Annotated in this window: 12 protein-coding genes; 8 read left to right on the top strand and 4 right to left on the bottom strand. The window is 64.6% G+C overall.

What is annotated here, in order from left to right; genetic code table 11:
* Window positions 1-222 precede the first annotated feature (222 nt).
* From pilB to QTI66_RS15770, 6 genes are read left to right on the top strand one after another with little or no spacing between them, the layout of a single operon-like run.
* Window positions 223-1,953, top strand: coding sequence for a type IV-A pilus assembly ATPase PilB (gene pilB, locus QTI66_RS15745; RefSeq protein ID WP_286560724.1), 1,731 nt, complete (start codon window positions 223-225; stop codon window positions 1,951-1,953).
* Window positions 1,954-1,973: 20 nt separating this feature from the next.
* Complete coding sequence (locus tag QTI66_RS15750; protein WP_286560725.1) at window positions 1,974-3,197, top strand: type II secretion system F family protein; 1,224 nt, start codon at window positions 1,974-1,976, stop codon at window positions 3,195-3,197.
* Window positions 3,197-4,063, top strand: coding sequence for a prepilin peptidase (locus QTI66_RS15755; protein ID WP_286560726.1), 867 nt, complete (start codon window positions 3,197-3,199; stop codon window positions 4,061-4,063). Before QTI66_RS15750 ends, QTI66_RS15755 begins: the two co-directional genes overlap by 1 nt.
* A gap of 13 nt (window positions 4,064-4,076) precedes the next feature.
* Complete coding sequence (gene coaE / locus QTI66_RS15760) at window positions 4,077-4,682, top strand: dephospho-CoA kinase (protein ID WP_286560727.1); 606 nt, start codon at window positions 4,077-4,079, stop codon at window positions 4,680-4,682.
* Between the two features lie 33 nt (window positions 4,683-4,715).
* Window positions 4,716-5,471, top strand: coding sequence for a cell division protein ZapD (zapD, locus tag QTI66_RS15765; protein WP_286560728.1), 756 nt, complete (start codon window positions 4,716-4,718; stop codon window positions 5,469-5,471).
* A 56-nt stretch (window positions 5,472-5,527) separates the two neighbouring features.
* A complete protein-coding gene (locus QTI66_RS15770; RefSeq protein ID WP_286560729.1) occupies window positions 5,528-5,737 on the top strand; it encodes a DNA gyrase inhibitor YacG in 210 nt (69 codons plus the stop codon).
* A 772-nt stretch (window positions 5,738-6,509) separates the two neighbouring features.
* On the opposite strand, the gene QTI66_RS15775 is transcribed toward QTI66_RS15770, so the two are convergent.
* From QTI66_RS15775 to secA, 4 genes are all read right to left on the bottom strand, one after another.
* Window positions 6,510-6,923, bottom strand: a complete 414-nt coding sequence (locus QTI66_RS15775; RefSeq protein ID WP_286560730.1) for an NUDIX domain-containing protein — start codon at window positions 6,921-6,923, stop codon at window positions 6,510-6,512.
* Window positions 6,920-7,792, bottom strand: a complete 873-nt coding sequence (locus tag QTI66_RS15780) for an ATP-binding protein (RefSeq protein WP_286560731.1) — start codon at window positions 7,790-7,792, stop codon at window positions 6,920-6,922. Before QTI66_RS15780 ends, QTI66_RS15775 begins: the two co-directional genes overlap by 4 nt.
* A 13-nt stretch (window positions 7,793-7,805) precedes the next feature.
* Window positions 7,806-9,035: a bifunctional glutamate N-acetyltransferase/amino-acid acetyltransferase ArgJ gene (argJ, locus tag QTI66_RS15785; protein ID WP_286560732.1), complete on the bottom strand. Its 1,230-nt coding sequence runs from the start codon at window positions 9,033-9,035 to the stop codon at window positions 7,806-7,808.
* A gap of 130 nt (window positions 9,036-9,165) precedes the next feature.
* Window positions 9,166-11,943 carry a preprotein translocase subunit SecA gene (gene secA / locus QTI66_RS15790; protein WP_286560733.1) on the bottom strand — a complete coding sequence of 926 codons (2,778 nt, stop codon included), beginning with the start codon at window positions 11,941-11,943 and terminating at the stop codon, window positions 9,166-9,168.
* Window positions 11,944-12,110: 167 nt separating this feature from the next.
* Here secA and QTI66_RS15795 point away from each other — a divergent pair, with 167 nt between their 5' ends.
* Together QTI66_RS15795 and QTI66_RS15800 are read left to right on the top strand one after the other, a co-directional pair.
* Window positions 12,111-12,416, top strand: a complete 306-nt coding sequence (locus tag QTI66_RS15795; protein ID WP_286560734.1) for a DciA family protein — start codon at window positions 12,111-12,113, stop codon at window positions 12,414-12,416.
* Window positions 12,417-12,486: 70 nt separating this feature from the next.
* Window positions 12,487-12,960 carry a MarR family winged helix-turn-helix transcriptional regulator gene (locus QTI66_RS15800; protein ID WP_286560735.1) on the top strand — a complete coding sequence of 158 codons (474 nt, stop codon included), beginning with the start codon at window positions 12,487-12,489 and terminating at the stop codon, window positions 12,958-12,960.
* Window positions 12,961-12,966: the final 6 nt, after the last annotated feature.

The raw sequence follows: 12,966 nt of genomic DNA on the forward strand, positions 1-12,966 counted from the left end.
GGCTCAATGGCCGTCGTGCGTCGGCGGCATTGCGCTATCCTCCGGATGGCCGTGCTGAAGAGGCGTCGGGGCGTGTGCGCATCGCCTGAAAATTCTGACCGAATTATCTTTGTGTAGTGCCAAATGCTACTCGGAGTCTGAAGAGTTCGGCGGTTTACAGCATGTTGTTGATCAGCGATGATCAAGTATCAATTTGTGACGAGTTTTACTGATAGCTAGTTGATGGCAGCCGCCGAACCCCTTGCCAAAGAAAGCTCACCGATCGCGCTACCGGGGCTTGCCCGCGCGCTGATATCGGCTGGCAAGCTGCAGGCCAAGGTCGCCGAAGAGATCTACCAGAAGTCGCAAAGCTCGCGCACCAGCTTCATCGCGGAGCTGACGGGCACCGGCGCCGTCTCGGCCGCCGACCTCGCCCACACCCTGTCCAGCGCCTTCGGCGCGCCGCTGCTCGACCTGGACGCCATCGACGCCCAACGCCTGCCCAAGGATCTGCTGGATCCCAAGATGTGCGCGGCCTACCGCATCGTGGTGCTGAGCAAGCGCAGCAACCGCCTCATCGTGGCCACGGCCGATCCGTCGGACCAGCAGGCAGTCGAGAAGATCAAGTTCGCCTCGCAGATGGGCGTGGACTGGGTCATTGCCGAATACGACAAGCTTTCGCGCATGGTCGAAGCCGCGGCGGTTTCCGCCTCGGAGACCATCGACAGCATCGTGGGCGTCGAGTTCGAGTTCGACGAGGTTGCGGCCGACACCTCCGACAGCAACGAGCAGAACATCGCGGAAGTGGACGACGCACCGGTCGTTCGCTTCCTGCACAAGATGCTGCTGGACGCTTTCAGCATGCGCGCGTCGGACATCCACTTCGAGCCCTACGAGCACAACTACCGCGTGCGCTTCCGGGTCGACGGCGAACTGCGCGAAATTGCCTCGCCGCCGGTGGTCATCAAGGAAAAGCTGGCCTCGCGCATCAAGGTGATCTCGCGGCTGGACATCTCCGAAAAGCGCGTGCCGCAAGACGGCCGCATGAAGCTCAAGATCGGCCCCGAGCGCGTCATCGATTTCCGGGTGAGCACCTTGCCGACCTTGTTCGGCGAAAAGATCGTGATCCGGATCCTGGATCCGAGCAGTGCGCGCCTGGGCATCGACGCGCTGGGCTACGACGCGGTCGAGAAAGAGCGGCTGCTGACGGCCATCGGCCGCCCTTACGGCATGGTGCTGGTCACCGGGCCCACCGGCTCGGGCAAGACGGTGTCGCTCTACACCTGCCTGAATTTGCTGAACAAGCCGGGCGTGAACATCGCGACGGCCGAAGACCCGTCCGAAATCAACTTGCCGGGCGTCAACCAGGTCAACGTCAATGAAAAGGCGGGGCTGACCTTTGCCACCGCGCTTCGCGCCTTCCTGCGGCAGGATCCCGACATCATCATGGTCGGCGAAATCCGCGACCTGGAAACGGCGGACATTTCCATCAAGGCGGCCCAGACGGGTCACCTGGTGCTGTCGACGCTGCACACCAACGACGCGCCGACCACCCTCACCCGCATGCGCAACATGGGCATCGCGCCCTTCAACATCGCATCGAGCGTGATCCTGATCACCGCGCAGCGCCTGGCTCGGCGCCTTTGCACGGTGTGTCGCGAAATCCACGAAGTGCCGCGCGAGGCGCTCGTGGACGCGGGCTTCAAGGAGTCGGACCTCACCGGCAAATGGAAACCCTATCGCGCCGTGGGCTGCGCCGCCTGCAACGGCGGCTACAAGGGCCGCGTGGGCATCTACCAGGTCATGCCGATCAGCGAAGAAATCCAGTCGATCATCCTGCGTGACGGCAGTTCGCTCGACATCGCGCGGCAGGCCGAGGCCGAGGGCGTTCGCTCCCTGCGGCAATCGGGCTTGCAAAAAGTCATGCAGGGTCTGACATCGCTTGAAGAAGTGGTGGCGGTCACCAACGAATAACACTGCGCATCGGAGAATCAATGGCCACCGCAGCTTCCAGCCGAAATCAACACAAGGAACTTATCTTCGAATGGGAAGGTAAGGACCGCAACGGCAAGATCGTGCGCGGCGAAATGCGCGCGTCCGGCGAAAACCAGGTCAGCGCCTCGCTGCGGCGCCAAGGCGTGCTGACGACCAAGATCAAGAAGAAGCGCATCCGCTCGGGCAAGGCCATCAAGCCCAAGGACATCGCGATCTTCACGCGCCAGCTGGCGACGATGATGAAAGCCGGCGTGCCGCTGCTGCAAGCCTTCGACATCGTGGGCCGCGGCAACGCCAACGCCAGCGTGTCGAAGCTGCTCAACGACATCCGCAGCGACGTGGAAACCGGCACCTCGCTGTCGTCGGCCTTTCGCAAATACCCCAAGTACTTCGACAACCTGTATTGCAACCTGGTGGAAGCCGGTGAAGCGGCCGGTATTCTCGAAGAGCTGCTCGACCGCCTTTCCACCTACATGGAAAAGACGGAAGCCATCAAGGGCAAGATCAAGTCGGCACTGATGTACCCGACCTCGGTGGTCGTGGTGGCCTTCGTGGTGGTGGCGATCATCATGATCTTCGTGATTCCGGCCTTCAAGTCGGTGTTCAGCTCCTTCGGCGCCGATCTCCCGGCCCCGACGCTGCTGGTGATGGCCATGAGCGAGTTTTTTGTGGCGTACTGGTGGCTGATCTTCGGCGTGATCGGCGGCGGGCTCTACTTCTTCTTCCAGGCCTGGAAGCGCAATGAGCGCGTGCAGGCCTTCATGGACCGGCTGCTGCTCAAGCTGCCGATCTTCGGCATCCTGATCGAAAAGTCGTGCACCGCACGCTGGACGCGCACGCTGGCCACCATGTTTGCCGCAGGCGTGCCACTGGTGGAGGCGCTCGACTCGGTGGGCGGCGCATCGGGCAACTCGGTCTACGCGGACGCCACGGTCAAGATCCAGCAGGAAGTCTCGACCGGCACGAGCCTGACCACGGCCATGACCAACGCCAACCTCTTCCCCTCGATGGTGCTGCAGATGACGGCGATCGGCGAGGAATCCGGCTCCATCGACCACATGCTGGGCAAGGCGGCCGACTTCTACGAATCGGAAGTGGACGAAATGGTGGCGGGCCTCTCCAGCCTGATGGAGCCGATCATCATCGTGTTCCTCGGGGTCATCATCGGCGGCATCGTGGTGTCGATGTACCTCCCGATCTTCAAGCTGGGCCAGGTCGTCTGATGCTCGTTTCGCAGGGGTTCGACGCCGCGCTGGCCGGCGTCCTGGGGCTTTTGATCGGCAGTTTCCTGAACGTGGTCATATACCGGCTGCCCAAGATGCTGGAGATGCAATGGGCGGCCGAAAGTGCGGAATACGCCGTCGCCGCCGACGGCAACAAGGCCGCCGATGCGCCGGCCGAGCCGGAGCGCTTCAACCTGATGGTGCCGCGCTCGCGCTGCCAGAACTGCGGGCACGTCATCCGCTGGTATGAGAATGTGCCGGTGCTCAGCTATGTCATCCTGCGCGGCAAGTGCTCCGCGTGCAAGACGCCGATCAGCCTGCGCTACCCGCTGGTAGAACTGGTCACGGCGGCGCTTTTTGCCTTTTGCGTCTGGCGCATGCCCGGCAACTACGCCGCACTGGCGTGGTGCGGATTTGCAGCTGCGCTGGTCGCGCTGGCCCTCATCGACTGGGACACCACGCTGCTGCCCGACGACATCACGCTGCCGCTGCTGTGGGCTGGACTGCTGGCGGCTTCGATGGGACTGACGGGTGTGACGCTCGCCAACGCCGTGTGGGGCGCGGCCGCGGGCTATGTCTCGCTGTGGGCGATCTACTGGCTCTTCAAGCTGACCACCGGCAAGGAAGGCATGGGCTACGGCGACTTCAAACTCTTCGCGGTGTTCGGCGCGTGGTTCGGCTGGCAGGCGCTGGTGCCGATCATCCTGATGTCCTCGGTGATCGGTGTGATCGTCGGCGTTGCGCTCAAGGTGTTCCATGGCCTGCGCGAAGGCGGCTACATTCCCTTCGGCCCATTTCTGGCGGGCGCCGGACTCACCGCCATGATCTTCGGCCCCAACGCGATCCTGCAAGCGATCGGCCTGTGAGCGAGGGCGCGCGGTGACTGCCCTACGCATCGGCCTGACGGGCGGCATTGGCAGCGGCAAGAGCACCGTCGCGGCCATGCTGGTGGCGCACGGCGCAACCCTCATCGACACCGACGCCATCGCCCGCGCCATTGCGCAGCCCGGCGGCGCGGCCATGCCCGCGCTGGAGGCGGAATTCGGACCCGGCGTCATCGCGCCTGACGGCGGACTGGACCGCGCCCACATGCGCGAGTTGGTCTTTGGCGATGCGCAGGCCAAGCGACGGCTCGAAGCGATCCTGCATCCGCTGATTGGCCAGGAGTGCGAGCGGCAGGCGGCCGCCGCCACCGGGTCGCTGCTCGTGTTCGATGTGCCCTTGCTGGTGGAGTCGCGACGCTGGCGCGCCATCGTCGATCGCGTGCTCGTTGTCGATGCAAGCGAGGAGCTTCAGTTGAAACGAGTCGTCACACGATCGGGTTGGGCACCTGAAGCGGTTCGCGCCGTGATCGACCAGCAGGCCACGCGGGCATTGCGTCGTGCGGCGGCTGACGCGGTCATATACAACGAAAATATGAGTCTTGCGGAACTGGAGTGCGAAGTGCTGTCTATCGCGCAGATCTTCGTCGATCAAGCGCCTTGACGATATGATGACCGCGACTGGAAACCGACACGCGTGATTCTCTACGAGTACCCCTTCAACGAGCGTATCCGGACCTACCTGCGGCTGGAGCACCTCTTCCGCCGTCTCGGGGAACTGGTGCCCGCCGATTCACCGCTATCGCATCACTACGCGCTGGTCACGATCTTCGAGATCATGGACGTCGCGGCGCGAGCCGATCTCAAGGCCGACGTGCTGCGTGACCTGGACAAGCACAAGGCGGTGTTCAACAGCTACCGCGGAAATCCTGCGATTTCCGAGACGGTGCTCGACCAGGTGATTGCGCAACTCGAGCGCAACTTCAACACGCTGAACACGGTGCCGGGCAAAGCCGGGCAGTCGCTCACCGAAAACGAATGGCTGATGAGCATCCGCAGCCGCGCCAACATTCCGGGCGGCACCTGCGAGTTCGACCTGCCCGGCTATTACGCGTGGCAGCATCGCAGTGCGGCGTCGCGCCGCGCGGACGTCGAGCGCTGGGCGACCACGCTGGCGCCGCTGGCCGAATCCGTTTACTTGCTGCTCAAGCTGCTGCGCGACGCGGACGTGCCCTACAAGGTCATGGCCAACAACGGGCAGTTTCAGCAAACGCTGCCGCAGGGCCGCACGTTTCAGCTGCTGCGCCTGCGCATCGACTCGTCGCTGGGGCTGGTGCCGGAAATCAGCGGCAACCGGCTGATGGTGTCTGTGCGGCTGATGCGCCATGAAGCCGACGACCGGCTCCACCAGAGCACCGACAACACCGCTTTCGAATTGACCTTGTGCGCTTGAGCGGCCCGGCCGCTTGCGAAACGAACGCCACGGCGCACTGTGACAACGCTATTCCAATGACTGACGCCACCAACTTTGCACCCCGCATCGTGAAGTGCCCCGCATGCGGCAACGACAGCGTTTACGCACCCACCAATGCTTACCGTCCATTTTGCAGCGCGCGCTGCAAGGGGGTGGACTTGGGCGCCTGGGCGAGCGAAGAATTCAAGTTGCCGGCGGATGCACCGCCGGATGACGAACCGTTTGGGGATCCGAGGCTGCAATAGCGGCGTTGGGGGTGCGCCGCGGCAAGTAGTCTGCGGTGCGGGCTCATCATGGGCAGTCGACACTTTCGGATCTCCTGCAATGGTGCGCTTGGGGCGCGCCGCGGCAGGTGGTCTGCGGCACGGGCTCATCCGGGGCGGTTGATGCTGCGCATCGACTGCACTCCGGTGCTCGGTCGCGGGGCGCGGTGCAGAACTCACTGCGCGCTCCTTCGGCGCGCTCCGTTCAAACAGCTGCACCGAGTCAGTTCACGAAGCGCGTGTCCTACGGCACGCGCCGCCCCGCGCCCTGCGCTCCTCGCCGCCCCGGAAATCGCCCGTGCCGCAGACCACCTGCCGCGGCGAGATACGTCGTGCTGTTCAGAGAGGGGAGCGGAAGCTGTGCCGCTATTGCGCGTCGGGGCGATCCCTGCCGGGTAGTGCACCCCCACAGTTTCCAGAGCAAAGGCGCCTGCGGGCCCGGCGTGACGCGCCTCTGCAGCGCCGAGAAGCGCAGCGCGACCGGCCTGCACGCGTGCCGAAGGACACGCGTGCTTCGTCATCTGACTTGCCGCGGCTGTCCGAGCTCAGTGAACGAAGTGAACGTCGCGAGTTCCGCGGCAGGCCGGGCGCGCGAGCATCGGAGGGAAGTCGGTGCGCAGCACCGACCGCTGCAGTGGCGCGTCACGCCGGGCCCGCAGGCGCCTTTGCGTCGGGCGCGATCTCGGCAATCAACGGACCTGCCTTTGCGTCGCGCGCACACGTCGCGAGCATCCAGCCCGAGCGTTTGACCGAATCAACCCGCCAGCCCACGCTCCTGCGAAAGCCATTCAAGCACCGGCATCGCACCCGGCAACACCGGCGTCACCTCCAGCGGAAGCTGCTGCCAACACATGGCCTGCCCTTCGCGCATCTCGAAATCGCCGCTCCACTGCGTGACCTTGCACCAGTGCAGGCGCACCAGGGCGTGCGGATAGTCGTGTTCGGTGGTTTTCCAGACCTCGGCGCCGCCGATGGTGATGCCGAGTTCTTCATGCAACTCGCGGCGCAGCGCTTCCTCGATGCTTTCACCCGTCTCGATCTTGCCGCCCGGAAACTCCCAGTAGCCCGCGTACGGCTTGCCTTCGGGGCGGGTGGACAAGAGCAGCGCGCCGTCCTCGCGGATGAGAATGCCCACCGCCACCTCGGTGTGCTTGCGCGGCTCGCTCACCGGCCGCGCCCTGCGTAGTCGCGCGCGAACTGGTAGGCCACGCGGCCGCTGCGCGATCCCCGCTCCAGCGCCCACACGAGCGCTTCGGCCCGCGCCGCCTCGATGGCCTCAGGGCTCGCGCCGAAAGACGACAGCCACTGCGCCACGATGGCAAGGTATTCAGCCTGCGTGAAGGGATAGAAGCTCACCCAGAGCCCAAAGCGCTCGGACAGGGAGATCTTTTCCTCGATGACCTCGCCCGGATGCACCTCACCGTCTTCGGTGTGGGTGTAGCTCAGGTTGTCCTTCATGTACTCGGGCAGCAGGTGGCGCCGGTTGCTGGTCGCGTAGATCAGCACGTTGGGCGTCGATGCGGCAATGGAGCCATCGAGGATGGACTTGAGCGCCTTGTAGCCCGGCTCGCCCTCGTCAAAGCTCAGGTCGTCGCTGAAGACGATGAATTTCTCCGGACGCTGCGACACGACCTCGATGATGTCCGGCAGATCGACCAGCTCGGCCTTGTCGACCTCGATCAAACGCAATCCCTGATGCGCATACGCGTGCAGGCACGCGCGGATCAGCGAGGACTTGCCCGTGCCGCGCGCGCCCGTCAGCAGCACGTTGTTGGCGGGCTTGCCTTCGACGAACTGGCGCGTGTTGCGCTCGATCTTTTCCTTCTGGAGGTCGATTTCCTTGAGCGAATCGAGCGCCATCATGGCGACGTGGCGCACCGGCTCCAGCGTGCCGTGGCCGGAGCTGCGGCGGCGGTAGCGCCAGGCAATCGACGCATCCCAGTTGGCCGGCGCCGACAGCGGCTGCGGCAGGATCGATTCGATGCGGGTGATCAGCTGTTCCGCCCGCTCGATCAGGCGCTCGAACTTCTCGTTCATGGGCGCGCTTCCTTCAGGAACGGTAGTCAGCGTTGATGGACACGTAGTCGTGGCTCAGGTCGCAGGTCCACACCGTGTCCGCGGCGTCGCCCCGGCCCAGCACCACGCGCACCGTGATCTCGCTTTGCTTCATGACGCGCTGGCCGTCTTCTTCGCGGTACGAAGGGTTGCGTCCGCCCTTGATGGCCACGTGCACGTCGTCCAGGTACAGGTCGATGCCCGTCTGGTCCAGATCGTCGATGCCGGCATAGCCGACCGCCGCCAGGATGCGGCCCAGGTTGGGGTCGCTCGCGAAAAACGCCGTCTTGACCAGCGGCGAATGCGCGATCGCGTAGGCCACCTTGCGGCACTCGGCGCCGTCACGGCCGCCTTCGACGCGCACGGTGATGAACTTGGTCGCGCCCTCGCCGTCGCGAACGATGGCCTGCGCGAGTTGACGTGCCACGTCCTGCATGGCCGCCACCAGTGCCTGGCCATCGGCCGAATCCAGCGAGGTGACGGTCGCGTTGGCCGCCTTCTGCGTGGCGATGACCACGAAGGAGTCGTTGGTCGAGGTGTCGCCGTCGATAGTGACGCGGTTGAAGGAGCCGTCGGCCAGCAATTTCGCCAGCGGCTGGATGAGCTTCGCGTCGATCTTCGCGTCCGTCGCCATGAAGCCGAGCATGGTCGCCATGTTCGGCCGGATCATGCCCGCGCCCTTGCTGATGCCGGAAATCGTGACCGTCGCCCCGCCGACCTGCGCGCGTGCGCTGAAGGCCTTGGGGATCGTGTCCGTCGTCATGATGCCTTCGGCCGCACGCGCCCAGTGGTTGTCCGCCGCGTCCGCGATCGCCGCAGGCAAGCCCGCCTCGATGCGATCGATGGGCAGCGGCTCCATGATCACGCCCGTTGAAAAGGGCAGCACCTGTTCCGGCGCGATTTCCAGCTTGCGGGCCATCGCGATGCAGGTGGCCCGCGTGCGCGCCAGTCCGTCTTCGCCCGTGCCCGCGTTGGCGTTGCCGGTGTTGATGACCATCGCCCGGATGCCGAAGTTCTTGTCCAGGTGGTCGCGGCACACCTGCACCGGCGCCGCGCAAAAGCGGTTCTGCGTGAACACGCCGCCGACCGCAGCACCTTCGTCGATCAGCACGACCGTCAGATCCTTTCGGTTGACCTTGCGGATGCCCGCCTCCGCCACACCGATTCGAACGCCAGGGACCGCAAACAGCGCGGCAGGATCAGGGGCAGACAAATTCACCGGCATATCAATTTCTCCTAAAGGGCGCAATCCATTCGCGGAACACCGCGGAACCGGCTTTGCCGGGCCGCTGGTGTTGCCCCCGGCAGGGGGTTGGCGCAGCAACACGGAGTGTCGCGCAGCCTGGGGGCGAGCTTTAGCTCAGCTTGCCGTGGCACTGCTTGTACTTCTTGCCGCTCCCGCACGGGCAAGGATCGTTGCGGCCCACGCGCGCAAAGGCCAGCGCGCCGGCGCTCAGGCCGCTCGTCGCGGCGCGGCGCAGGCTTTCTTCATCCACCCGCACCTCGGCTTCACCGGTTTCGGTGGGCGCCGTGTACGTGATGTTGGAGATGCTGTCGGCGCGGCTTTCCATGGCCTCGGCCGCTTCTTCCAACTGCTCGCTCGACTGCACGCGCACCGTCATCAACTGGCGCGTGACTTCGTTCTTGACCGAGTCGAGCAACTGCCCGAAGAGTTCGAAAGCTTCGCGCTTGTATTCCTGCTTGGGCTGCTTCTGCGCATAGCCGCGCAGGTGGATGCCCTGGCGCAGGTAGTCGAGCGAGGCCAGGTGTTCGCGCCAGTGCGTGTCGATGCTTTGCAGCAGCACCATGCGCTCGAACTGCGTGAAGTTCTCCTGGCCGATCTGCGCGACCTTGGCGGCAAAGGCTTCGTTGGCGGCGTTGACCACCTTTTCAACGACCTCTTCGTCGGAAATCGCGCTCGCCGCTTCCACTTCCTTGCGCAGCGGCAGTTCGATGTGCCAGTCGGTGCTCAGCACCTTTTCGAGGCCATCGAGATTCCACTGTTCCTCGACGGATTCCGCCGGCACGTACTGGCGCGCGAGGTCGGTGAAGCAGCCTTCGCGCAGCGCCGCGATCTGCGCCTGCAGGTCGGCCGCGTCGAGGATGTCGTTGCGCTGCTGGTAGATCACCTTGCGCTGGTCGTTGCTGACGTCGTCGTACTCGAGCAACTGCTTGCGAACGTCGAAGTTGCGCGCCTCGACCTTGCGCTGCGCGCTTTCGATGCTGCGCGTGACGATGCCCGCTTCGATGGCTTCGCCGTCGGGCATCTTCAGCCGGTCCATGATCGCCTTGACGCGGTCGCCCGCGAAGATGCGCATCAGCGGATCGTCCAGGCTCAGGTAGAAGCGCGAGGAGCCGTTGTCGCCCTGCCGGCCCGAACGGCCACGCAGCTGGTTGTCGATGCGGCGCGACTCATGGCGCTCGGTGGCGATGATGCGCAGGCCGCCTTGCGCCGTGACGAACTCGTGCTCCCTGGTCCACTCCGCGCGCAGGCGTGCGGTCTCGGCCTTCTTGGTCGCCTCGTCGACGGTTTCGTCCGCTTCCAGCGCTTCGATGGCCTTTTCCACGTTGCCGCCGAGCACGATGTCGGTGCCGCGGCCGGCCATGTTGGTGGCGATGGTGATCATCTTCGGACGACCGGCCTGCGCCACGATGTCCGCTTCGCGGGCGTGCTGCTTGGCGTTGAGCACCTGGTGCGGCAGGTCGGCCTTGGTCAGCAGGTCCGCGATGATTTCCGAGTTTTCGATGGACGAGGTGCCGACCAGCACCGGCTGGCCACGCTCGTAGCACTCGCGAATGTCGCCGATGGCCGCTTCGTACTTCTCGCGCGTCGTCTTGTAGACGCGGTCGAGCTGGTCGTCGCGCTTGCTCGGGCGGTTCGGCGGAATGATGACGGTCTCGAGACCGTAGATTTCCTGGAATTCGTAGGCTTCGGTGTCGGCCGTACCGGTCATGCCGGCGAGCTTGCCGTACAGGCGGAAGTAGTTCTGGAAGGTGATCGAAGCGAGCGTCTGGTTCTCGGCCTGGATCTGCACGCCTTCCTTGGCTTCGACGGCCTGGTGCAGGCCATCGCTCCAGCGGCGGCCCGTCATCAGGCGGCCGGTGAACTCGTCGACGATGATGATCTCGCCCTGCTGCACCACATAGTGCTGGTCGCGGTGGTACAGGTGCTTGGCACGCAGCGCCGCATTCAGGTGATGCATCAGCGTGATGTTGGCCGGGTCGTACAGCGACGCGCCTTCGGGCAGCAGCTTGAACTCGGCCAGCACCTGCTCGGCCTTCTCGTGGCCGTCTTCGGTGAGGAACACCTGGTGCGTCTTCTCGTCGACGGTGAAGTCGCCCGGCTTGGTGACGCCTTCGCCCGTGCGCGGATCGGCTTCGCCTTCCTGCTTGGTCAGGAGCGGCACGACCTTGTTGATGGCCAGGTAAAGGTCGGTGTGGTCTTCGGCCTGGCCGGAGATGATCAACGGCGTGCGGGCCTCGTCGATCAGGATGGAGTCCACCTCGTCGACGATGGCGTAGTTCAGGCCACGCTGCACGCGGTCCTGCGTCTCGTAGACCATGTTGTCGCGCAGGTAGTCGAAGCCGTACTCGTTGTTGGTGCCGTAGGTGATGTCGGCGCGGTAGGCGGCCTGCTTTTCCTCGCGCGGCATCTGCGGGAGGTTGATGCCCACGCTCAGGCCCAGGTAGTTGTAGAGCCGCCCCATCCACTTGGCGTCCCGGCTTGCGAGATAGTCGTTCACCGTGACCACGTGAACGCCCTTGCCCGTGAGTGCATTCAGGTACACCGGCAGCGTGGCCGTGAGGGTCTTGCCCTCGCCCGTACGCATTTCCGAGATCTTGCCGTTGTGCAGCGCCAGGCCGCCCAACAGTTGCACGTCGAAGTGGCGCATCTTCATGATGCGCTTGGAGCCTTCACGCACCACGGCAAAGGCCTCGGGCACCAGCGAGTCGAGCGTTTCGCCGTTGGCGATGCGGTCCTTGAACTCCTGCGTCTTGGCGCGCAAGGCTTCCTCGCTGAGCTTCTCGAAATCGGATTCGAGGGCGTTGACGCGTTCTACCGTCTTGCGATACTGCTTGAGGAGACGGTCATTGCGACTGCCGAAGATTTGGGTCAGGAAATTGGTGGCCATGAGTGGATATCGAAGTACGCGCAATCAAACACAGGCACTTCGATCGAAAACCCTAAGATAGACAAAAGCAACACTTGGGCGCGCAATGCATGAATGCAAGCGGTCCAGGCCGCCGGGATGCCGGCAAACCATTGATTTTAGCCACCTTGTCTTCATCGTCATCGTCCGTGAACCGCCGCTACAACGCGGTGACCCTGCAGCAGGCCACCGAAGCCTCGCCAGCCCTGGCGAGCCTGGCCGAGCGCGTGCGCGACACGAACGAGCGAATGCGCGCCATCCAGGACCTGATTCCCCCCGAAATGCGCCCCGGATTGCAGGCCGGGCCGGCTGAAGGCGACACCTGGTGCCTGCTGGTGGGCAACAGCGCAGCGGCCGCCAAATTGCGCCACATGGTGCCCGCCCTGACGGCGCGCCTGCGCACCCGCGGCTGGGACGTGACCTCGCTGCGCATCAAGGTTCGATCGCACCGTTAGGGAGACTCTGATCAAGTCCTCCGCGGAGGGTCTGCAAATTTTCATAAGCCTATTTATAATAAACGGGCTTATGAAACGAGACTACACCCAGCGCTTTGGCTTTCTGGTCAATGACGTCTCCAAGCTTTACGGCGAACAGTTCGACCGGCTGGCGCGTGAACGCATCGGACTTTCGCGCGCGCAGTGCCGCGTGCTCGGCACATTGGCCATGCATGGCGACGAAGGCCCGCCCCTGTCGCAAGCCGAACTCGCCCAACGCATCGAACTGAGCGCCATGGCCGCCGGCGCGCTGTGCGAGCGGCTGGAAGCGGCCGGCTGGATCCATCGGCAGCCCAGCCCGACCGATCGCCGCATGAACGAAGTTCGCCTGGCCCCCAGCGCCGTGAAGGCCCTGGACGCCGCGCTCACCATCAGCGACCAGGTGCAGGCCCGCGCCCTCGCGGCGCTGTCGGCCGACGAACGCGCGCAACTGGTGTCGCTGCTCGGCAAGGCGCGCGAAGGCCTGCTGGCCCTGCAATCCGCACCGCAGGAGATCGCACCTTGAGCACGG

It is taken from the genome of Variovorax brevis (assembly GCF_030317105.1).
GTDB lineage: Bacteria > Pseudomonadota > Gammaproteobacteria > Burkholderiales > Burkholderiaceae_C > Variovorax > Variovorax brevis.